The sequence below is a fragment of the Paenibacillus apii genome (assembly GCF_011043685.1).
In the GTDB taxonomy this organism is placed as follows: domain Bacteria; phylum Bacillota; class Bacilli; order Paenibacillales; family Paenibacillaceae; genus Paenibacillus_AQ; species Paenibacillus_AQ sabinae.
In genome coordinates this window covers 103,988-126,895 of record NZ_JAAKGU010000006.1, presented here as the reverse complement: position 1 = coordinate 126,895, position 22,908 = coordinate 103,988, and the positions used below count along the sequence as shown (strand labels likewise).

Here is a 22,908-nt window from a genome sequence, read left to right as displayed (position 1 = left end):
TCGTAATAGGCATTACCAAGAGGTGATGTCCAGTAGAACTCAAGGTCATTTTTAAGCCAGTCGATAAGGAAAAGTCACTTGAGAAAATCATCGAGGACTGTATTTCAGAACACACTACGAACGTTATGCAAAAATTGAATGTAAAAGGCCGTTCGTAAGCGGCTGCCTTGGCTGATCAAGCTTGGGGAGCTGGAAGATATAGACGGGGCCTGCGACTATGCGTTAAGCCTTCTTTTGGCCGGTGGCCGGGGAAGGTTTTTTATTGTGCTTGTTGGCTAGGACATTTTATATGGAAAATAAATGAAAATATCTTTATAATTAGAAAGAATTGAAAAAAGGAGGATGAGATTTTGAAGAAAAAGCATAACCCGGGACTTACAGCCAAAACCGCATTAACCGGAATGGTAACGTTGACTCTTGTAATGCCGGCGGGACTTGCCGGAGCGGCTTCTTCTTCCGGTACCGCCGCTGCCGTGCCTGCTGCTGTCAAGGTGGTTGCCGATACATCCAAGAGCGCCGCTGCCACTGCCCAGTCGAACGAAGCGGACCCTTCCAAGGTTAAGTTTACCAAAGAGCAGGCGCTTGCCAAACTGAAGTCGCTATTTCCCGTTTTGGAGGAAGCTCAAGTGTCGAGTGTGCAGCTAGGGATTAACAACTCGTATCCCGCTCCGTCCAATCAGATGATATGGCATATCCAGTGGAATTACCAACAAGGCAGCCACGGATACGGATTTGACAGCCAAGTAGATGCCGTTAACGGAGACCTCATCAGTACATATCTTTATTTTCCGGACCGGCAGCAGAACGAAAGCTATTACCCGCCCGAGATCACAAGGGAACAAGCGCTGGAGAAGGCGAAAGCGTTTATCGCCAAGGCTGCCCCCTCGCTGTCGGTGAACGATCTGGAACCTCAGGACAACGTTAATTATTTTGGTAATCCGGCACTTTTCGGTCCAGTACAATATGGATTTAATTTTACGGTTTTGAGAAATGGCATTCCCTCTCCTCTTGAAAATGTCTCCGTCGCCGTTGCTGCAGACGGCAGTGTGCGGCAGTTCAACAAATCTCCGGAGCATTGGAGTTATCCGGCAGCTGCAGCCTCGGTTTCGCAGGCCAAGGCGGAGCAGGTATTCAGCGACCAGTTTGACGTAGAGCTGGTTTACGTGCCCGTCTTCAAGAATGGGGGCGCCAACAGCTGGATTCTGGCCTGGCGGCCAACGGAGCGGGCGCTCTATGCGACCGATGCCCTGACAGGCAAACGTCTGGATACTTCCGGCGCGGAAACTACGGTTGCATCCGCCGTATACAGCGATGTTCCGCAGTCGGCCAATCGTTTTGTTCCCAGAAGCAGCACAATAGAATTGTCCAGTGACGAAGCGGCCAAACGGGTAAAACAGGTGGTCTCCATTCCAGCATCGAGAAAGCTGGCATCCAGTACGCTGGGCGACGATTATTCCGATAAGGACCGTAAAATCTGGAGGCTCAACTGGCTGGATAACGAATCCCTCAGAACCGGGTTCCCTTCCCAATCCTTCGCCGAGGTGGACGCCGTTACAGGGCAGATTCTGAGCTTCAATGAAAATAAGTATGGCGTTCCGGCCGGCGCGTCGGAGGCGGCAGCTACGAAAGGAAGCAAACTGACGAAGGAGCAGGCCCGGAAAAAAGCGATCGCACTGATTAATCTCCTCTATCCGGATGCTTCCGTCAATCTGAAGCTGGTCGAGCGGGGAGACAACGCGCTGAACGGGGGCGCGGGGTTCAGCTTTCAATTCCTCCGTTTCTATAAAGGCATTCCTGTGGGTGACGGCGGCCTGACGATTGGCCTGGATAATAACGGAGCCCTGCAGTCTTATTATATTCCCCGGTCATCTGATCTTGAGAAAGCCGCGATTGACCCTTCGGCAGTAAAAGTTACGAAGGAGGAGGCGCGGGCTCAAAGCTTCGGCAAATACAAAGTGAAGCTGCAGTATGGAAACTTTGGAGGCTATACCCCAGCCGGCTTTACCGCGCAGAAGATCAAGCTTGTGTATTCGCCGGCGCTGCAGGATTCCCAGAATGTGCCGGAAGTCTTGAATGCCCTGAACGGCAAATGGACCGCACAATATGACGCTCCCGGCCAATTGAAGAAAGCGTCCGACGCTTCGGATATCCAGGGGAACCCGGTCGAGCAGGCGCTGTCGACATTGGTGAAATACAGCATCCTGACCCCGGATGAGAACGGGAAGGTGTATCCGGACTCCGAGATCACGGCCGGAGACTGGCTGACCTGGATAGCCAAAGCGGTTACGCCTTATTATGCGAATATGAATAACGGAGCCGAACGCAAACCGGTCGCCGGCGTAAACCCGGAAAACCCTTATTATGATGCGGTTTCCTATGCCGTGCAGAACCGCTGGATCGATGCCGACAGCGCGTTTCAGCCAGACGCCAAGCTGACCCGCGAGGGGCTCGCCGTTCTGCTGACCTCCATCGTCAAATACAACAAGATTTCCACATATTTCCAGGCCGATCCGGTCATCAACCAATTTGGAGATGCCGCCTCGATCAGCCGCAAGGGCGAAGTGGCCGTTGCTGTGAAGCTGGGTCTGTTACAGGCTGAGAACGGCAAGTTCAACCCGGCCGACACCGTAACCAAGGCTGAAGCGGCTGCGGTGTTGTTGAAGCTGGTGGAGCTTCAGGGCAAAACGGATCAGCCCATCGGCCAATCCTTGTACTATTAAAATGTAACATTAATAAAACAGGCAAAAAGCTGCAAGCCGTTCGGCGGAGAGAATATTCCTTCGCTGAACGGCTTTTTCTAAATATAAGACTTATACGCTTCGCACCAATTGTTTGATCTTATATTTCGGCGAGAAACGAACTTGCGTCTAAAAAAGACGCCGTCAGGCGTTTCTTCTTGATATATCCTCTTGTTTTAAATAAAAAAATTTGGGACAATAATATCGATTGCCATTTAGGCAGCCTAAAGTTGAATGACAGGCTTGAAACAGCCTTGAAAAGAGGATAAATAAATGAACAAGACTTCCATTTACGGGTTAACCTTTGAACAGCTGGAAGCCTGGCTTCTGGAACGAGGACATCGCAAATTCCGGGCGCTGCAGGTTTGGGATTGGCTGTACGTGAAGCGTGTCACCGATTTTTTTGAGATGAGCGACGTTCACCCCGAGGCTTTGAGCCTGCTGGACGAGCATTTTGCCATCCGTACGTTGTCCGAACACATCAAGCAGGAATCGGTGGACGGCACGGTCAAATTTTTGTTCCGCCTGCCCGACGGGAATTTGATTGAGACGGTATTGATGCGGCAAAAATACGGGCTGGCCGTATGCGTAACGACCCAGGTCGGGTGCAACATCGGATGCAGCTTCTGCGCGAGCGGGCTTTTGTCCAAGAGCCGGGATTTGTCATCCGGAGAGATCGTCGAGCAGATTATGCAAGTCCAGTTGGATCTGGACCGGGCCGGAAAAGGTGAAGCGGTAAGCCATATCGTCGTAATGGGGATCGGGGAGCCGTTCGACAACTTTGAGAATATGGTGGATTTTCTTCATATAATCAAGAATCAGAAGGGCTTGAACATCGCCGGGCGGCATATCACGGTTTCGACCAGCGGTCTTGCGGACAAAATCATCGAGTTTGCGGATATGGATCTTCGGATCAATCTGGCGATTTCCCTCCATGCGCCGAATAATGAGCTTCGCTCCCGCATTATGAAGATCAACCGTGCGATTCCGATCGAGAAGCTGATGCAGGCGCTTGAGTATTACTTGGAGAAGACAAAGCGGAGAACGACGCTGGAGTATATTTTGCTCCGGGATGTGAACGACCAGCAGGAGCACGCTTTGGAACTGGCCAGTCTGATTGCCGGTTATGGCCCGCTCGTCAATGTAAACTTGATTCCGTATAATCCGGTGGACGAGCACAGCCAGTATCAGCGGAGCGACCGGGAGACGGTAAGAGCCTTTTTCGATACGTTGAAAAAACAGGGAATCAGCGTCAGCACCCGCTTGGAGCAGGGAGTGGATATCGATGCGGCCTGCGGCCAGCTGCGAAGTAAGCAGATCAAAGCTTCCGCGCTCGGTTAACGTAGGTTACCGGTCTCTCCAATCTGAATATTCCGACATATACATCACATGTGTCTAACATAAAACTTCCGTAACAATAACGACCCGTAAAATAAATTCTATTAAAAAGAAAACAGCCCGCTTGCGCCTGATCGCGCTTTGGCGGGCTGTTTCTTTTCTTCATTGGTTCAATTTCTTATTTTCCGAGCTGCTTATCGAGTTCGCGGACCGGATTTTCTCCTTTGTTTTCCTCAATCGTTTGCTTGCTCATAAACCAGCCGATGGCGGCGATAAGCAAGAGCACGATATAGAATGTTGCTTTCCACGCGGTGCTGTGGGCAAAATGCTCGGAAATTACGCCGAGCGAAGGGTGCGCAAGCGTGATGACGGCCAGCTTGACGCCGACCCAGCCAACAATGATAAAGGCAGCGACCTCAAGTCCCGGCCGGGCGTGAAGAAGCTTGACGAAGAACGAAGCGGCGAAGCGCATAATCACGAGCCCGATGAACCCGCCGGCAAAAATGACGAGGAACACGCCTCCGTCCAGTCCGCCGATTTGAGGAAGACCGCTTGGCGGAAGCGCGACAGCCAAAGCGACCGCAGCAAGGATCGAGTCGACAGCAAAGGCGATGTCCGCAAGTTCTACCTTAAAGACGGTCATCCAGAAACCTGCTTTCTTATTATCTGCAGCTTCCTTCGTGCCGCTCTCCGCGGCTTCTTCCGTTACCGACTTTTTGGAAGCGGCGATTTTGCGGATGATGTGATTTGCTGCAATGAATAGCAGATAAGCGGCGCCGATTGCCTGCACCTGCCAGATGTCCACCAGGTACGAAATGACGAACAGCGAGCCGAACCTGAAGAGGAACGCCCCGAACAGCCCGTAAAAGAGCGCCTTTTTCCTCGTTTCCTCAGGAAGGTGTTTCACCATGATTGCCAGCACCAAAGCGTTATCTGCGGCGAGCAGCCCTTCCAGCGCGACGAGCACAAGGAGCACCCAGCCGTATTCCAATATTAATCCAAAATCCATTGTTGTTACCTCCCTCATGTTTATAATGACCAAAAATATATAAAAAAGACCTTTACCAAACAGATCGGACTCAAAAAAGAGGCTCGATCAGAATGGTAAAGGTCTCGCTAACAATTAAATATTGCCAATAAAGCCGGAGAACCATAATGAAGCTCTCGTATTGACGACTTTATTGAACAGCTACTCCCCTTTACGGGATATTCATGTTCTCGTTATTACCTAAAAAGATCATATAGTAGTTGAAAAGCGTTGTCAACGCCGGAGGCTCAAGGTTATAGCCTACTATATAAATTCCTACGGGCTGCAAGAGTCGGGTGCTTTGATTGTCAGGAAATGGAGAAACGAGGGGAATCCTTGTGTAAAGCGGCTGTAAAAGAAGATCAAATTGAAATTGATTTTCAATGAAAACAGGTTATGAAAACGGAAACATGATATATATGTGTTATATAATCTGACATTTGTTTTGACGAAACTGTAAACACCGGAATATAGCGGGATTTTTCGTATTTGCGCTAATTGACGATATAGGGGATTGAAAATATGATGAGTGTACAGCAAAGCTTTTCAAGAAAGGTTGGAGTCAGGTTAACTGACACGTCGGATGTAGGTTATATAACAAATAACCTGCTTGTATCTTACCCAAGGAAGTCGGTTCCTAAACACCTTTGGAACTGACGCTCCGCAAAACTTAGACGCATGCTTCCGACACGAGAAGGAAGTGAAGCGTGCGCGAGGGAGTACTACTCCTCATTACATTAAGGAGGTGGGAAAAAATGAAGCCGCAGCCGACGTCGTGTTTATCAAATGCAGCAGAGGACGACATCAGTCGCCACCCTTGCTACAGCGAGGAAGCCCATCGGTTTTTCGCCCGGATGCATATCCCGGTCGCTCCCGCCTGCAACATCCAATGCAACTACTGCAACCGCAAATTCGACTGCGTGAATGAAAGCAGACCAGGGGTTGTCAGTGAGGTGCTGACTCCGGAGCAAGCGGAGCGGAAAGTAAAAGGTGTGGCGGCACAATTGATGCAGCTTTCGGTAGTCGGCATAGCCGGACCCGGAGATCCGCTGGCCAACGCGGATAAGACGTTCGATACGTTTGCCAGAGTCAGAAAGCATGTGCCGGACGTGATGCTTTGCCTTAGCACCAATGGCCTTACGCTTTACCGGCACATCGATCGAATCGTGGAACTTGGCATCAATCATGTGACCATTACGATTAATGCGATCGACCCCGATGTAGGCAAAGAGATTTATCCTTGGGTGTTCGATGAAGGAGTACGTTACGAAGGAAGAGAAGCCGCCGCTCTGCTGATCAGCCGCCAGCTTCAAGGCGTGGAGGCATTGGCCAAGCAAGGCATTCTCGTCAAAGTCAACTCGATAATGATCCCGGGGGTTAATGATCAGCATCTGGTTGAAGTATCCAAGAAAGTCAAAGAACTCGGTGCGACGCTTCACAATGTGACGCCGCTGATTATCGCCCCGGGTAGCCAGTATGAAAAAGACGGCCGCAAGGCTCCCCGTCCAAGGGAATTGAACGCGCTGCAGCAGCAGCTTAGCGAGGGCGGAACCAAGCTTATGCGCCACTGCCGCCAATGCCGTGCAGACGCGGTAGGGCTGCTCGGTCAGGACCGGAATCAGGATTTCCAATTGGAAACAATGGAAGCTGATCCTGTAGTGGACCTCGATGCAAGGTCGCAATTCCAGGAGGAGCTCGACGCCAAAATCCGTCAGCGTGTTATCGCCAAGCAGAATCGGCAGAACATTCTTGACGAGAACAAGAAGACCAGAGTCGCGGTTGCCTCCCGAGGCGGAGACAAAGTCAACCAGCATTTTGGACACGCGACGGAATTCATGATTTTCGATACGGACGGCGCCGAAGTGGAATTTGTCGGTATCCGGAAGATTCAGGCATACTGCCACGGCACAGCCGATTGCAACGGTGATAAAGGCGAAACGCTTCAAGAGATCACCTCAATCCTCAGCGATTGCCGAATTCTTCTCAGCTCCGGTATCGGCGACGCGCCCCGCGCGGCGCTCAACAAAGCTGGCGTGCTGCCCCTGGTCCGCAAGGGCGGAATACAGGAAGCCATTCTCGAAAGTGTGAAATACGGTTCTTATTTTGAAAATATTAATATATCGAAGGGATGATTAATCATGAGTAAGAAACCAAGACAAATCGCATTCTACGGTAAAGGCGGTATCGGTAAATCCACAACTTCCCAGAACACGCTGGCTCAGCTGGCAACGACTTTCGGTCAAAAAATCATGATCGTAGGCTGTGACCCTAAGGCTGACTCCACTCGTCTAATCCTGAACACGAAAGCTCAACAAACTGTACTTCACCTGGCTGCTGAAATGGGTTCGGTTGAAGACCTCGAACTCGAAGACGTAGTATCAACCGGCTTTGGCGACATCCTCTGCGTTGAGTCCGGCGGTCCGGAACCAGGCGTAGGCTGCGCAGGCCGCGGTATCATCACTTCCATCAACTTCCTGGAAGAGCAAGGCGCTTACGACGGTATGGACTTCATCTCCTATGACGTACTCGGTGACGTTGTATGCGGCGGTTTCGCAATGCCTATCCGCGAGAACAAAGCACAAGAGATTTACATCGTGTGTTCCGGCGAAATGATGGCGATGTACGCTGCCAACAACATCGCACGCGGTATCCTGAAATATGCTCAAAGCGGCGGCGTTCGTCTGGGCGGCCTGATCTGTAACTCCCGTAACACTGACCGTGAAGACGAGCTGATCATGGAACTTGCGCGTCGTCTGAACACTCAAATGATCCACTTCGTACCTCGCGACAACGTCGTACAACATGCCGAGCTGAGAAGAATGACAGTTACTCAATACAACCCTGAGCACAACCAAGCCAACGAATACAAACAACTGGCTGACAAAATCCTGCACAACGAAATGCTGACCATCCCGACTCCGATCGAAATGGACGAACTGGAACAACTGTTGATCGAGTTCGGTGTGGTTGAAGACGAAGAAACAGCTATCAAAAAGCTCGAAGCTGCTGGTCACTAATTAAAAAAAGCGAACAAAATTCGCGTAACAATAAAAGTTATCCGGTGAATGGAGTGGAGAGACGGTCATTCACCGGAAGAAATTAAACGAAGTATGCCACGCAGGAGGTACATGTCCTGCATATGAAAAAGGAGGCTCAACGAATGGGACTGGATATTGAGGCGAACAAAAAGTTAGTTGAGGATATACTGGAAGCCTATCCCGATAAAACGAAAAAAGACCGTAAAAAGCACTTTCAGATTAACACGGAAGAAACCAAAGAATCCTGCAGTTGCTCCCTGAAATCGAACGTTAAATCCCGTCCGGGTGTAATGACCCCTCGCGGTTGCTCCTACGCTGGTTCCAAAGGCGTGGTATGGGGACCAATCAAGGATATGGTACACATTTCCCACGGCCCTGTAGGCTGCGGACAATACAGCTGGGGTACTCGCCGTAACTATGCGAACGGTACGCTTGGTATCGACAACTTCACCGCTATGCAAATCACAAGTGATTTCCAAGAGACGGATATCGTCTTCGGCGGCGACAAGAAGCTGGAAGTAATCTGCCGCGAGATCAAGGAAATGTTCCCGCTGGCTAAAGGTATCTCTGTACAATCCGAATGTCCGATCGGTCTGATCGGTGACGATATTGAAGCGGTATCCAAGAAAATGGCCAAAGAGCTGGAAATGCCGGTTGTTCCGGTTCGCTGCGAAGGTTTCCGCGGCGTCAGCCAATCGCTCGGTCACCATATCGCGAACGACGCTATCCGCGATTATGTAATGGGTAAAGCAGAACTGGCCGAAACCGGTCCTTACGATGTAAACATCATCGGTGACTATAACATCGGCGGCGATGCTTGGGCTTCCCGTATCCTGCTGGAAGAAATGGGCCTTCGCGTAGTTGCTCAATGGTCCGGCGACGGCACGCTGAACGAGCTGCAAGTGGCTCACAAAGCGAAATTGAACCTGATCCACTGCCATCGTTCCATGAACTACATGGTTACTCACATGGAGCAAGCTTATGGAATTCCGTACCTGGAGTACAACTTCTTCGGACCGTCCAAAACTTACGAAAGTCTACGCGCAATCGCTGCGAAGTTCGATGCAACGATCCAAGAAAACTGCGAAAAGGTTATCGCCAAGTACAAACCGCAAATGGATGCCATCATCGGCAAATACAGACCTCGTCTGGAAGGCAAGAAAGTTATGCTGCTGATCGGCGGTCTGCGTTCCCGCCACACTATCGGCGCTTACGAAGATCTGGGCATGGAAATCGTTGCTACAGGCTACGAATTTGCTCATAAAGACGACTATGAAAGAACCTTCCCTGATATGCAGACAGGATCGATCATCATGGACGATCCGACTGCATATGAACTGGAAGAACTGGCTCAAAAACTGAACATCGACCTCATGGGATCAGGTGTTAAGGAAAAATATGTTTACCACAAAATGGGCATTCCGTTCCGTCAGATGCACTCCTGGGATTACAGCGGTCCGTACCATGGCTTCGACGGCTTCAAGATTTTCGCCAAGGACATGGATATGACTGTGAACAACCCGGTTTGGAATCTGTTTGATAAGAAAGAAAAAGTACAGCCAGAGGGGGCGAGTGTATGAGCAAGGAAAGAATAGATATTCCGGATTACAGCACCTTGTTTACGGAAGAACGCTATGTACAACAACGTGAAAACAAGAAACAATTTGAAGCACCTTGCAGCGATGAAGCAAAAGCTGAAGCTCTTGCTTACTCCAAGTCTGCTGAGTATTTGGAAAAGAACTTCGAACGTAAAGCGGTTGTTATCAATCCTCACAAAGCTTGCCAACCGCTCGGATCGGTTATGGCTGCACTCGGATTCGAAAAAACGCTGCCGTTCGTACATGGTTCCCAAGGTTGTAACTCTTACTTCCGCAGCCATCTGAGCCGCCACTTTAAAGAGCCTACGCCAGCCGTTTCTTCCTCGATGACTGAAGATGCTGCCGTATTCGGCGGCATGAGCAACATGATCGACGGTCTGCAGAACGCTGTTGCTCTGTACAAACCAGAAATGGTCGCTGTATGTACCACTTGTATGGCGGAAGTTATCGGTGACGACCTGTCGGCCTTTATCGGCAATGCCCGTCAAAAAGGCGCTATCGCCGAAGATTTCCCTGTAACCTTTGCGAATACGCCAAGCTTCATCGGCTCGCATATCACTGGTTATGATGCCATGATCAAGAACATTCTGAGCCAATTGTTCGACCGTTCCGGCCAAACTGCCGCTCCGGGTACTGGCGAAGAAGGCGAGAAGCTGAACGTACTACTTGGTTTCGAGCCTTACACAGGCAACTTTGCTGAAATTCGCAAAATCCTGAACGCTTTCGATACGAAGTACACGATCCTCGGCGATCACAGCGGCAACTATGATTCCCCGGCTAACGGAGAATATGAATACTACTACGGCGGAACGAAGCTTGCCGATGTTCCGAAAGCCGCTAACGCACTGGGTTCGCTTGTACTGCAAAAATACACGCTTAAGAAGACTCAAGAATATATCAGCGGAACTTGGAAACAACCAATTTCCTCCTTGTCCACTCCGCTCGGCGTAAAAGCTACGGATAAGCTGCTCGAAGCGATCAGCCAATTGACTGGCCTTCCGGTTCCGGAATCGCTGAAGGAAGAACGCGGACGCGTAGTTGACGCTTACACCGATAGCCATCCTTACCTGCATGGCAAACGCGTTGCCCTGGCAGGCGACCCTGACCTGCTGCTTGGCCTCATCGGATTCTGCCTCGAAGTTGGCATCGAGCCGGTACACATCCTGTGCTCGAACGGCGATGTGGAATTCGACGGCAAGAAGTGGAAAGAAGAGGTTGAAGCGCTGCTTGCAACAAGCCCATACGGTTCCGAAGCAACGGTTTATGTTGGCAAAGACTTGTGGCACCTGCGTTCCCTGCTGATTAACGATCCGGTTGATCTGGCTATCGGCAGCTCGCACGTTAAATTTGCTGCCAAGGATGCGGGAGTACCGCTGGTCCGCGTAGGCTTCCCGATCTTTGACCGTCATCATATGCATCGTAATCCGATTATCGGCTACCAAGGAGCACTGAATCTGCTGACCTTGATCGTCAATATTGTCCTTGAGCAACTGGACAATAACCCATCCGGGCTCGTTGATTTGGTTCGCTAATTATAGGTAAAACAGGGAGCAGATTTATCTTGGATAAATCTGCTCCCTCGGCCTATTTTCAGAGATTATATGTTATAATTTGTATCATGAATGATTTTTTAACAACGGCGAAATGTATAAGGATTGGGGTCCAACGTTTCGTTCTTCCGAGTGTTTATTTCAGTTATTTTTGCCGTGAGGTTGTGAGAATTGAAGCACTGAGTCTTAGCGAAGGAGATGATGATCCAATGGAGCCTATTCGAAAGGAAGAGTTAGACGATCAGGCCTGCGGGAGCATGGCTCCCAAATCCAAACCTTGTCCACGGCCAAAACCGGGCGAGGCAGCCGGAGGATGCTCCTTCGACGGAGCGCAAATTACATTGCTTCCTATTATGGATGCAGCGCATCTGGTGCATGGACCGGTCGCTTGTGCCGGCAATAGTTGGGAAAGCCGGGGAAGCCTTTCGAGTGGCCCTTCCCTCTCCCAGTACGGTTTTGCGACGGATTTAGGTAATAATGACATCATCTTTGGCGGCGAAAAAAAGCTGAGAGACAGCATCGACTATATTGCCGGGCGTTTTACGCCTCCGGCTATCTTTGTATATTCAACTTGTGTTACGGCACTAATCGGCGAAGATATGGACGCCGTCTGTAAAGAGGCGTCGGATCGTCTGGGCATCCCGGTAGTGCCTGTTAACAGCCCCGGCTTTGTCGGAAGCAAGAACCTCGGCAACCGGCTCGCGGGCGATGCGCTGCTCCAATACGTTATCGGTACCGGAGAACCGGAGCAGGAGACTCCGCTTGGTGTGAACCTGATTGGTGAGTATAACATCGCCGGCGAGATGTGGGACATTGAGAAGCTGATGAACCAGGCGGGAATTACGCTTTTATCTCGCATTACGGGCGATGCCAGATATAAAGAGATTACTTGGGCGCACCGGGCGAAAGCCAATATGGTCGTCTGCAGCCGCGCATTGCTCGGACTGGCGAAACAGATGGAATCCAAGTACGGCATACCTTATTTTGAAGGATCGTTCTATGGCGCGAAAGAAACCACCTATTCCTTGCGTCAAATGGCTTTCCTGTTGAACGACAGAGAAATGGAGCGCCGTGTGGACCGGTTGACTGAACGTGAAGAGAACCGGCTGGCTCATGATCTGCGTCCGTACCGCAAAATTCTCAAAGGCAAAAAAGCGGTGTTGTATACAGGGGGAGTAAAAAGCTGGTCGGTCATTTCAGCGCTGAAGGAACTGGGCATTCAGGTCGTAGGCGTCGGAACAAACAAGAGCTCGGATGAGGATGTACAACGGATTGCCGACCGGGTCGGCGATGATACAGAGTACATTCCGGAAGGCGGAGCAAGCCGTATTATTAAGACGGTAAGAGAGCGCAAGGCGGATATTATGATTGCCGGCGGCCGGAATATGTATGTTGCAATGAAAGAGCAAATTCCGTTTGTGGACATCAATCAAGAGCGGCATAAAGCTTATGCGGGTTACGAGGGTCTGCTTCGTCTTGCCAAGGAACTGGTAGATTCCATGGTTAATCCGATCTGGAAGCTTGCTTCTTCGCCGGCTCCTTGGGATAAGGAGGGCAACTATGACCGTTAAGAGAAGAAGTAAACCCGTATCGGTCAATCCCCTCAAAATCGGCCAGTCTTTGGGCGGTGTTCTGGCTATGCAGGGCTGCTACCGAGCGATGCCCATTGTCCACGGTTCACAGGGCTGCAGCGCCTTTCCCAAAGCGCTTTTGACCCGTCATTTTCGCGAACCGATTGCGGTGCAAACCTCAGCGCTTCAGGAAATGGACGTTATTTTTGACGCAAACCGGAATTTGGAAGAGGCTCTGAATGCGGTGCTATCCAAGCATCGCCCGGACATCATCGGAATTATCGGAACGGAACTGACCGATGTGGCCGGAGTGGATTACCAGAGCATGCTGAAGTCTTATAAGAGAGAGCGAAATATGCGCGGCGGTCTTGCCTTCTCCGTAACGCTGCCTGACTTTCGCGGATCGCTGGAATCCGGATTCAGTGTAACTGTAGAGGCTATGGTTGATGAACTGATTCAGCAGGCGGGTCTCCGGGGACAACGGAACGTGAATTCCCGCCAGATTACGCTGCTTCCCGGTTCGTATCTTACGCCTGGTGATGTAATGGAGCTTAAGGAAATCGTATCTTCCTTCGGCTTCGAGGTTATCGCGCTTCCGGATATTTCGACTTCGCTGTCCGGGCATCTGCTTACCGGATTCTCGCCCTTGACCAGAGGCGGAGTCCCGCTGGACTCCATGCTTCAGAGCCTGCAGTCCGGGCTTACCATCGCCTTTGGCGCCAGTATGGAGCGTCCGGCCAGAAGATTGCATAATGCTCTGGGAACGCCTTACAAAGTGTTCCAGGGAACGATGGGACTGAAGGCATCCGACGAGCTGCTCAATTTTCTCCATCAAATCAGTGGAGTTCCTGTTCCCATCCGGTACTGCTGGCAGCGGGAGAATCTGCTCGACTGCATGCTTGACGCGCATTTTCAATTCGCGGGTGTATCCGCGCTGGCTGCGCTTGAGCCGGATCATCTGCGCTCCGTATCGGAGTGGCTTGAAGAACTGGGAGTTGAACAAAAAGCGCTCATTACTTCCTACGAAACTACGGCGGTGGCCGAAATGGAACGTGAAGTGTGGGTCGGAGATCTGGATGACGCCGAGGTCCTGGGAAGCGGAGCCGATCTGTGGATCAGCAGTTCACACGGAATTGCTGGAGCAGAACGTATCGGAGCCGCGTTCCTACCTGCGGGCTTCCCGATTTGGGATGAACTTGGATCGTATATGAATGTCTCCGTTGGCTATCGGGGGGCAATGGAATGGACCAATAGAGCAGGCAATCTATTAATGAGAAGGGAGGCGGAGCATCGTGAAAGTCGCGTTCGCCACAGATGACGGAGTTCGTGTAAATGCCCACTTCGGGCAATGTTCGATGTTTGCCATTTATAACATTACGAAGAGCAGCAGTGAGCTAGTGGAGCTCCGCAGAATACCCGATATTTCAACCCAGGATGAGTTCGGCAAGATCGACAGCCGGATCGAGGCAATTGCCGATTGCACGCTGATCTTTCTGATGCAGATTGGTGCGTCGGCGGCGGCCAAGGTGACCCGCCGCAAAATCATGCCGGTCAAAGTGCAATTCGGCAGCCCGATTGATGATCAGGTCAAACGGCTTGTGGACATGCTGCAAGGCAAGCCGCCGATGTGGCTGGCCAAGGTGCTTCGCGCGGAAGAAGAGGAAGGAGCTGGGATTCATGGATCCAACGGCTAACGAAATCGCATCCGCGAATGAACAGCCGGCTAACAGACAGCCGGCATTGCCGAAACGCCGCCCCAAGCCGGCCCCCGATCCTGAAAAGGCTGCGCATCTTGTCCGCCGCTTGAACGACCTGCTCAGCGCGAGCGATCATTTCGGCCGGCATGCAGCCCTGACTCCCGAGGAGAAGATTGCGAAGTTGTTCCTGGCATCGGCGGAGGATAAAGCGAAATCGGATTTCAACTGCACGGCATCCGATGATGTTCGCCGCCAAGTGCCGCTATTGTTCCAGGCCATTGCCGGCGTGATGGAAGAGAACTGCGGCTTGATGATTCAAAGCTCTGCGGAAATCAACATCGAGGGCTTCGGCCGCGGGCTGCTCTATAGCGGTCGCGTTATCCTTGTAATGAAGAGTCTCCGCGCAGGCTTTCCGTTCCCGTTCACTTCCCTGGACAAGACGGTGGCCTACGGGGTAGCTTGCGTAGAAGAGGGGCTCGCCTTTTTGGAGAAATATAAAGAATTGACCTCTGTGCACGGACTGCTCAGTCTGGAGGGATAAACTTCACTGTCAGAAAACTCCTCCGATTCTATACTATATTGAAATAATTAAGCCATGAGCGATAACAGGGGGAGAAGACAATGGAGCAAGCATTGGCCGGATTGACGGAGCAGCAGCGGTATGCACGGCAGTTGAAACTGCTTGGAGAGAGCGGACAGAAGGCGCTAAAAGAAGCTACGGTAATGATCGCGGGTATCGGCGGCCTTGGCGGAACGGCTGCGATTTATTTGGCAGCCGCCGGAGTCGGCAAACTGATACTCGCTCATGAAGGCAAGATTGTCCTGCCGGACTTGAACCGACAGATTCTGATGGACAATGATCACCTGGGAATGGAGCGGATGAGCACCGCCGTGGAGCATCTGCGGCGGCTTAATCCCGAGGTGGAAATTGAAGGCTACAATTCCAGGATTGAATACGACAAAGCCAAACCATGGATCGAGAGCGCCGATATTGTCATTGACGCCCGCTATGATTTTCCCGAGCGATATGAATTGAACCGGCTCTGTGTGGACGCCGGCAAGCCGATGATCGAGGCGGCGATGTACGGCTTTGAAATATCGCTCACAACGATGATTCCCGGAGAAACACCATGTATGGAGTGCTTGTACCCCGACAGACAGCCTCAGTGGGAACCTTTGGGATTTCCAGTTTTGGGTGCAACCTCGGGTATTGCGGGTTGCCTGGCTGCGCTGGAAGCCGTAAAATGGATTACAAGGGTAGGAACGGCCTATACCGGAATTATGCATCGCTTCAACTCACTTGATTTTACCACATACAGTGTCCGACTTACCCGTAATCCGAATTGCGCTTGCTGCGGAGAAGGAGGTAAACCGTGAAAAGTCTCAAGCTATGTGACACGACGCTAAGGGACGGTGAACAGGCGGCTGGGGTTTCATTCACGAGGGCGGAAAAGCTGGAAATCGCAAGATTGCTGTCGGAGTGCGGTGTAGAGCAGGCGGAGATCGGTATTCCGGCTATGGGCGTTCGGGAACAGGAGGACATCGCGGCTATTGCCGCGCTTGGACTTCCCATGAAGCTGATGACCTGGAATCGTGCGCTCAAAAGCGACATTGACAAGGCTTGGGAGACGGGAGTGAACTGGTGCCATATTTCCATTCCCGCTTCTGAAATACAGCTTCACGGCAAGCTTGGACTAACGCCCGCCGAAGGCTTAACCAAGCTGCTGCACGCGGCGGAATATGCGATAGGACGGGGGATGACCGTATCGGTTGGTATGGAAGACTCTTCCCGTGCGAATATGGATTTTCTGGTGGAATTGGTCAACTGTGTATACAAGGAGTGCGGCGTTAGGTGGTTCCGTTATGCGGATACCGTCTCCGCGCATCATCCCGGACAGATGGCTGAGCGGGTAAGCACATTGCTTGCAGCCGTACCGCCGGATGTGGAGCTGGAGGTGCACTGCCATAACGATTTCGGACTGGCTGTCGCGAACACGTTGAGCGGCATTTCCGCCGGCGCGACGTGGGCGAGCACGACGATCGCGGGAATCGGGGAGCGCACCGGGAATGCGCCGATGGAGGAAGTGGCGCTGGCCTGGCGTTACCTGTACGGAGGCCACACCGCCATTCGGGCCGAGCTGCTTAAGCTTGCGGCGGATATGGTTATCGCGGCTTCGGGACGCGTCGTCGGTGATTCCAAGCCGATCGTCGGTAAGCTGGCTTTCACGCATGAATCGGGCATTCATGTGGACGGACTGATGAAGGACAGGGAAACTTATCAGACCTTCAATCCGTCGGAAGTCGGCCGTGAGCATAACTTTGTGCTCGGCAAGCATTCCGGGACGGGCGGCGTAGCCCATGTGCTGGGCAAACAGGGACTTGAAGCCGACCCCGAGACGGCGGCCAGATTGCTGGTGCGTGTCCGGGATTATGCCGAGGCGAGCAAGGGCAATGTGCCGGAAGCCCTGTTAGTGAAGTGGCTGATGGAAGAGCGGAAGCAGGCTCCAAACGCGGTGTAAGAACCCCGGTGATGACAAGATTGTTATCTGCCGAATAGGAGTGGACGGAAGCGAAATGCGAAGCATAGTAGCGGATGATAATAGGAGCTGATTCACGGGACATTGGTTTGTTCCAGTGAATCAGCTCCTTTTTGATAATATCAGATTTCCATGCCGCTTTGCGGCACCACTGATGAATGAAAATCTTCAAAGACCAGACTTCCTGATACTGTAAGAAAAACAACCGCTAAAGAGGGATTCGGCAACATCTTCGAGATACTCCGATAGGAGTTTTTCTTATGGGCGGGCTTCTGGCGGATGGTTATCCCTATTCGTTCATTCTTCCGCCTGTTTTTTTATAGCTCTGGCAAGCAAAAATTCTCCGCAGTCAACCATAGTAGGCTTTGTGTACATTTCCATCTCGATTTGAAGAATCGTATCCAGTGCTTTCTCATCCAGGCTTAATTCCTGAACGGACCCGGCATTCCCCGAGCTAAAGCAGGGACTTCCTCCTAAAACAATGTCACCAAATCCATTCTCCTCAAGCAAATGATTAAGTTCTGCCGCTTCAAAGAAATGCCTTGGAGGCTGGCTGACCTTCTCATGTCTGGGCAAGTCACCTGTCTTCATTACTTGATCGATGAACCAGTATTCGGGATTGTTAAAGAAATCGGGATATTTATGGCCTAGAAGCATTTTTAGAATTCCCCATTTGTTATTGACGCTGACAAACAGCAGACCATTCTTGTTCAGTACCCTGTTAAACTCAAGTATCGCCTTGGCTCGATTGTCAAGCACGTAGGATAGAGGAGCGCCATAGCACACTACCATATCAAATTGCCCATCTATAAATGGGGACAGATCTCGAATATCGCCTTGAATAAAACCGTCTATGTTATCCTTTACATTCGCTTCATTTGTTTTTTCCTCTGCCAGTGCAAGCTGCACGTTGGAAACATCAAATAAAGTAACATGGCAGCCCCTTTTTGCAAATTCAATGCTGTAGCGGCCCGCGCCGCAGCCGGCATCGAGCACCTTCAGTCCTTGTTGCAGATACTTTTCCACAAAGTGCATATGAAGAAAATAGTTAATTCTGCTGTATGCGCTTTCCTCCAATCTATTCCATTCTCTTGCACCATAGCTGTCGTAGAAATCTCTGACTTCATTGTCCATAAACAACCCTCCTGAGATCAATAACGCTATCGTTATTATATATTTGATGGATCCCACTATTTTCCTTCATTTTTGGCCGAGCTGCCGCTGAAGATATCCTCTTTTGAAGAACGGTTATTAGTCTTTCGTTCGAAGGGTTAAGATATATTAAATGTGCTTCGCAATGGGGTACAGTTCGCACAAGGAGGCAGGGGGCATGAACCCGAAATGGTGGAAGGAAAGTGTCGTGTACCAGATTTATCCTGTTAGCTTCATGGATTCGAACGGCGACGGGAGGGGAGACCTGCGGGGAATCATTTCAAAGCTGGATTACCTGAAGGATCTCGGAGTGGATGTGATCTGGGTGTGCCCCATCTACAAGTCTCCCGGCCATGACAACGGCTATGACATCAGCGATTACTGCGACATCAGCCCAGAGTTCGGAACGATGGCGGATTTCGACCTGATGCTTCGGGAAATTCACGCGCGGGGCATGAAGCTGATGATGGACCTTGTGCTCAATCACACTTCCCATCAGCATCCCTGGTTCGTTGAATCCCGGCAGTCGAAGGATAATCCGAAACGCGATTTTTATATATGGAGAAAAGGGAAAAACGGCGGACCTCCGAACAACTGGGAGTCGTATTTCAGCGGTTCGGTGTGGGAATACGACGAGCGGACGGACGAGTATTATCTGCATTTGTATTCCAGATTCCAGCCTGATCTCAACTGGGAAAATCCGGCAGTCATTGATAAGCTTCACGAAATGGTAGCCTGGTGGCTGAAAAAAGGGGTGGACGGTTTCCGTTTCGATGCTATCGCGCATATTGTCAAGACCGAAGGGCTGCCCGACGCCCTGAATCCGCAAGGCACCACGACGGTGCGAGCCTATGAAATGTTCTCCAACCTGGAGCATGTTCACACTCTGCTGCAGAACCTGTATGACAAGGTCCTCTATTATTACGATATTATGACGGTCGGAGAGACTTCCGGTCTCGGGCCGGAGCAGGCGCTGGAGTATGTGGGCGACGGGCGCCGGGAGCTGAACATGACGTTCCAGTTTGAGCATATGTTTCTGGATGCCGCCTCGGCGGGCAGCGGAAAATGGGATGTCGTTCCATGGAATCTGCTGGCGCTGAAAAAAATCATGAGCGGCTGGCAGACGACTCTCCACAACCGGGGCTGGAATGCCAATTACTTATGCAATCACGATCAGCCTCGGGCGGTATCGCGGTTTGGCGATGATGTCCGCTACCGGGACTGCTCGGCCAAAATGCTGGCTACGTTTCTGCATATGCTGGAAGGGACGCCATACATGTACCAGGGCGAGGAGATCGGCATGACCAATGTTACGTTTCAGTCGATTGACGATTACCGGGACGTCGAAACGCTCAACTACTATGAGGAGCGCCGCAACAGCGGGGTATCCGACGAGGAAATCATGAAGGCCATCCACAAAAAGAGCCGGGATAACGCCCGAACGCCAATGCAGTGGGACGGCAGCGAAGGAGCCGGGTTTACAACCGGGGTGCCCTGGATCAAGTTGAACTCGAATTTTGTGGAGATCAATACCGCCAAAGCGGTCAAGGACCAGGATTCGATATACCATTATTACAAAAAGCTGATTGCGCTCAGAAAAAAGCACAAGGTGATCGTCTATGGCGAATACCGGCTGCTGCTGCCGCTGCATCCCGAAATTTATGCGTTTACGCGGACGTTTGAGGATCGGCAGCTGCTGATTGTTCTGAATTTTTTTGACCGGAGTCCGGTCTTTGACATGCCTCAGGATCTGTCGCCGGACGGAATGGAGCTGCTAATCTCAAATTATCCTTCTGCCAAGGGCGAGGATCTCCGCAAGCTTCCGCTTCGCCCTTACGAGGCCCGGGTCTACATCAAGACCATTCCGTTAGCGGCCGAAAGAGTGCAGAATTAAACGATCGATTAGCGGGGCAGGTTCAAGCGGCGGCAGCGCGGCGGACCTGCTTTTTTTGGGGGCGGCCGGTTGGCTGCAAATAGATCTATGCAGGGGCGGATCAGCATTTTTCATGGAGTGTGAGTGACCTGCTGCTTTGAGTTTGTAAGCAAAAGGGGGTAAAATAAGCGGTACATTTGTTAGATACATAGATTGGCGAGATGAAAAGGGAACTTTCGGGAGGAGACCGGGCATGAGTGAATGGTATGAACAAAGCTTTGGCGAGGACTATCTGATCGTATATAAACACCGGGATTTCGGAGGCGCGCGGCGGGAGGTCGAGCGGATGATCGGCTGGCTCGGCCTGCCGGCGGGCGCCAAAGTGCTCGATTTATGCTGCGGCATGGGCCGGCATTCGCTGGCGCTTGCGGAAGCGGGCTATAAGGTCACCGGCATCGACCTGTCGGAAGCGCTGCTGCGCGAAGCGCGCGCCCAGGAAGGCGCGGAGCAGGTAACCTGGATCCGTTCCGATATGCGGGAGCTGCCGCTTGAAGGAGACTTCGACGCGGTGGTCAACCTGTTCACCTCTTTTGGATATTTTGAGGAGGATGAAGAGCATCTGAAGGTGCTGCGAGAAATCCGGCGCATGCTGAAGCCGGGCGGCAAGTTCATCATCGATTTCCTGAATCCGGCTTATGTTACCACGCATCTCGTGCCGCATTCCACCCGGGAAGACGGCGACAATCTGATTGACGAGAAGCGGAGGATCGAGGACGGCTATGTGAAGAAGGACATCATCCTGACGTCCAAAATCGATGGAACGCCGCGCCAATACCATGAGCGGGTGAAGCTGTATAAGCTGGAGAAGTTCCGCGAATTGCTCGCGGCTGCCGATCTAACGATTGAAGCGGTGCACGGCAGCTACGAGGAGGATCAGTATGAGGCGGAAACGTCGCCGCGTATGATCTTCGTAGGGACGCGTCCGTAAATGGGCAGCGGAAATAGCAGGCGGGAGGATGGCGCACGGCACAGGCTTTGGGAGAACGGAGTGATCCAGGTGCATGTGCCGATGGCGCCGCCGCTGCTTCAGATGAACGGCTATGTGCTCAGGGACGAAGACGGCGGCCTGACCGTTGTCGATCCGGGACCCCGAAGCCGGGAATCGGAGAAGGTCTGGGAAGAGGTTCTTCGGCAGCTTGGAGCGTCATGGAAGGCTGTGAAGCAAATCGTTGTCACCCATCACCATCCGGACCATTACGGACTCGCGGGGTGGCTGCAGGAGCGCAGCGGCTGCCGGGTCTGGATGTCGAAGCGGGCGCACGCCGAGACGGAGCTGATGTGGGGGCCGGCGTCCAAGATGGAGTCGGCGCTGCCGGCGTTTTTTGCCCGGCACGGCATGCCACCGCAGCAGACGGCGGAGCTGAAGGAGCACCAGGCCGGAATATGGCCTGCGATTTCGCCGCAGCCGGAGGTGTCCCATGTGGAGGCGGAGCGGTCTTTTGCCATGGGCGGCCGGGAGTGGCTGCCGGTGGAGACTGGCGGTCATGCGGCCGGGCATTTGTCCTTCTTCCACCCGGGCAGCGGGCAGATCCTGTGCGGTGATGCCGTGCTGCCGCAAATTTCCCCGAACGTCAGCCTGCTTCCGGGCAGCGACCCCGAGCCGCTGCGGACGTTCATGGACGGGCTGTCCAGGCTTAGGGAGCTGCCCGTAAGGACGGCGTTTCCGGGGCACCGGGAGCCGTTCGGGTATTTTGCGGACCGGATTGACCGGCTGCTGCTTCATCACGAGGAGCGGCTGGATGCGGCGGAGTCGCTGCTTGCGGATGGTCCGCGGTGCGGGTACGAGGTATGCGGAGAGCTGTTTCGCGGACGGATAACAGGGATTCATCAGCTGCGTTTTGCCATGAGCGAGGCGCTGGCTCACCTCGTTGAACTCGAACGCAGAGGGCGCGCCTTCTCAGAGGAGAAGAACGGGGAGATTCGTTTTTTTAGAATAGATGGCTGTTGATCGCATGCGTGAGACAAACAAGCGGGACCTGGCAAGAATGACTCTTGCCGGTCCCGCTTTTTCATTCGGATTCGTGCCTTATTTCGTCTTCAGCTTCTCCGCGTGCAAGCGTCTTGACGTCTCCTCGCTGTCCTCCGGCTCATGCGGAAGCCCCAGGTCCCTCTCCCGTTCGGCCTGCTTCCGGTGGGCGATCCGGCTGCTTGCCGCGGCTGCAATGGCTCCCACAATATCGTCAAGAAAGGTATTCACTTTCCCTGTTCCCTTATCGTTTAGCCGCTCCAGGACACCCGGCTTCAGCTTGTCGATATAACCGTAGTTGGTAAAGCCAATGCTCCCGTATACATTCACAATGGAAAAGGCCAATATTTCATCTACGCCGTAAAGACTTTCGTCATGCTCAATCATATCCTGCAGCGGCGGTAACAGCTTGCCCTCTTCTGCCAGCAGATCCATCTGGATGCCGGTCAGAACAGCGTTCTGCACTTCCCGCTTGGTGAGCACCATCTCGACGTTGTGAATGCACTCTTCCAAGGTCAGAGAGGGATAATATTTTTGCTGAAGCAGCAAGACAAGCTCGGCAATTTCCTCGATCTTTACCCCGCGTGTGTGAAGCCAGGCTCTCGTTGCCTGCGAGACGGCTTTACTGTTCAGACTGTATGGAATTTTTTCGTCGGCCATGTTCAGTCACCCCGTTATGTCGTCGTCATTGGACGTTGTCTTGGCGGCATGGCTTGCCATGCTGCGCCGTAGTCAAAATTGTACTTGTACAGGAAGTATTTGT

At 52.1% G+C, this 22,908-nt stretch carries 18 protein-coding genes; 15 read left to right on the top strand and 3 right to left on the bottom strand.

Features of this window, described 5'->3' with window-relative positions; genetic code table 11:
* Positions 1 to 350: 350 nt before the first annotated feature.
* Positions 351 to 2,720, top strand: a complete 2,370-nt coding sequence (locus G5B47_RS14605) for a YcdB/YcdC domain-containing protein (protein WP_165099352.1) — start codon at positions 351 to 353, stop codon at positions 2,718 to 2,720.
* Positions 2,721 to 3,011: 291 nt separating this feature from the next.
* Positions 3,012 to 4,079: a 23S rRNA (adenine(2503)-C(2))-methyltransferase RlmN gene (gene rlmN / locus G5B47_RS14600; protein ID WP_165099350.1), complete on the top strand. Its 1,068-nt coding sequence runs from the start codon at positions 3,012 to 3,014 to the stop codon at positions 4,077 to 4,079.
* Positions 4,080 to 4,254: 175 nt separating this feature from the next.
* On the opposite strand, the gene G5B47_RS14595 is transcribed toward rlmN, so the two are convergent.
* Positions 4,255 to 5,085, bottom strand: a complete 831-nt coding sequence (locus tag G5B47_RS14595) for a TerC family protein (RefSeq protein ID WP_165099348.1) — start codon at positions 5,083 to 5,085, stop codon at positions 4,255 to 4,257.
* Positions 5,086 to 5,858: 773 nt separating this feature from the next.
* Between G5B47_RS14595 and nifB the strand changes: the two genes are divergently transcribed.
* From nifB to G5B47_RS14545, 10 genes are all read left to right on the top strand, one after another.
* The gene (gene nifB / locus G5B47_RS14590; protein WP_025336130.1) at positions 5,859 to 7,235 is read left to right on the top strand and encodes a nitrogenase cofactor biosynthesis protein NifB; all 1,377 of its coding nucleotides are present in this window, start codon (positions 5,859 to 5,861) and stop codon (positions 7,233 to 7,235) included.
* Positions 7,236 to 7,241: 6 nt separating this feature from the next.
* Complete coding sequence (gene nifH, locus G5B47_RS14585; protein WP_025336129.1) at positions 7,242 to 8,120, top strand: nitrogenase iron protein; 879 nt, start codon at positions 7,242 to 7,244, stop codon at positions 8,118 to 8,120.
* Positions 8,121 to 8,263: 143 nt separating this feature from the next.
* Positions 8,264 to 9,721: a nitrogenase molybdenum-iron protein alpha chain gene (gene nifD / locus G5B47_RS14580; protein WP_165099346.1), complete on the top strand. Its 1,458-nt coding sequence runs from the start codon at positions 8,264 to 8,266 to the stop codon at positions 9,719 to 9,721.
* Positions 9,718 to 11,271, top strand: a complete 1,554-nt coding sequence (nifK, locus tag G5B47_RS14575; RefSeq protein WP_025336127.1) for a nitrogenase molybdenum-iron protein subunit beta — start codon at positions 9,718 to 9,720, stop codon at positions 11,269 to 11,271. Before nifD ends, nifK begins: the two co-directional genes overlap by 4 nt.
* A 227-nt stretch (positions 11,272 to 11,498) precedes the next feature.
* Positions 11,499 to 12,860: a nitrogenase iron-molybdenum cofactor biosynthesis protein NifE gene (gene nifE, locus G5B47_RS14570; RefSeq protein WP_165099344.1), complete on the top strand. Its 1,362-nt coding sequence runs from the start codon at positions 11,499 to 11,501 to the stop codon at positions 12,858 to 12,860.
* Positions 12,850 to 14,178, top strand: a complete 1,329-nt coding sequence (nifN, locus tag G5B47_RS14565; RefSeq protein WP_165099342.1) for a nitrogenase iron-molybdenum cofactor biosynthesis protein NifN — start codon at positions 12,850 to 12,852, stop codon at positions 14,176 to 14,178. Before nifE ends, nifN begins: the two co-directional genes overlap by 11 nt.
* Positions 14,153 to 14,554, top strand: coding sequence for a nitrogen fixation protein NifX (gene nifX, locus G5B47_RS14560; protein ID WP_165099340.1), 402 nt, complete (start codon positions 14,153 to 14,155; stop codon positions 14,552 to 14,554). Before nifN ends, nifX begins: the two co-directional genes overlap by 26 nt.
* Positions 14,538 to 15,098, top strand: coding sequence for a DUF269 domain-containing protein (locus G5B47_RS14555; RefSeq protein WP_165099337.1), 561 nt, complete (start codon positions 14,538 to 14,540; stop codon positions 15,096 to 15,098). The genes nifX and G5B47_RS14555 overlap by 17 nt, the downstream gene beginning before the upstream one ends.
* A gap of 80 nt (positions 15,099 to 15,178) precedes the next feature.
* Positions 15,179 to 15,934, top strand: coding sequence for a HesA/MoeB/ThiF family protein (locus G5B47_RS14550; RefSeq protein ID WP_025336122.1), 756 nt, complete (start codon positions 15,179 to 15,181; stop codon positions 15,932 to 15,934).
* Entirely contained in the window at positions 15,931 to 17,076 is a 1,146-nt protein-coding gene (locus G5B47_RS14545) for a homocitrate synthase/isopropylmalate synthase family protein (protein WP_165099334.1), read from the top strand. Before G5B47_RS14550 ends, G5B47_RS14545 begins: the two co-directional genes overlap by 4 nt.
* A gap of 315 nt (positions 17,077 to 17,391) precedes the next feature.
* On the opposite strand, the gene G5B47_RS14540 is transcribed toward G5B47_RS14545, so the two are convergent.
* The gene (locus tag G5B47_RS14540) at positions 17,392 to 18,228 is read right to left on the bottom strand and encodes a class I SAM-dependent methyltransferase (protein WP_165099331.1); all 837 of its coding nucleotides are present in this window, start codon (positions 18,226 to 18,228) and stop codon (positions 17,392 to 17,394) included.
* Positions 18,229 to 18,424: 196 nt separating this feature from the next.
* On the opposite strand from G5B47_RS14540, the gene G5B47_RS14535 reads away from it, so the two are divergent.
* From G5B47_RS14535 to G5B47_RS14525, 3 genes are all read left to right on the top strand, one after another.
* A complete protein-coding gene (locus G5B47_RS14535) occupies positions 18,425 to 20,140 on the top strand; it encodes a glycoside hydrolase family 13 protein (protein ID WP_165099329.1) in 1,716 nt (571 codons plus the stop codon).
* Between the two features lie 232 nt (positions 20,141 to 20,372).
* Positions 20,373 to 21,107, top strand: a complete 735-nt coding sequence (locus G5B47_RS14530; RefSeq protein ID WP_165099327.1) for a class I SAM-dependent methyltransferase — start codon at positions 20,373 to 20,375, stop codon at positions 21,105 to 21,107.
* The gene (locus tag G5B47_RS14525) at positions 21,108 to 22,127 is read left to right on the top strand and encodes an MBL fold metallo-hydrolase (protein WP_165099325.1); all 1,020 of its coding nucleotides are present in this window, start codon (positions 21,108 to 21,110) and stop codon (positions 22,125 to 22,127) included.
* Positions 22,128 to 22,205: 78 nt separating this feature from the next.
* On the opposite strand, the gene G5B47_RS14520 is transcribed toward G5B47_RS14525, so the two are convergent.
* Positions 22,206 to 22,805, bottom strand: a complete 600-nt coding sequence (locus tag G5B47_RS14520; RefSeq protein ID WP_025336116.1) for a phosphatidylglycerophosphatase A family protein — start codon at positions 22,803 to 22,805, stop codon at positions 22,206 to 22,208.
* Between the last annotated feature and the right edge of the window lie 103 nt (positions 22,806 to 22,908).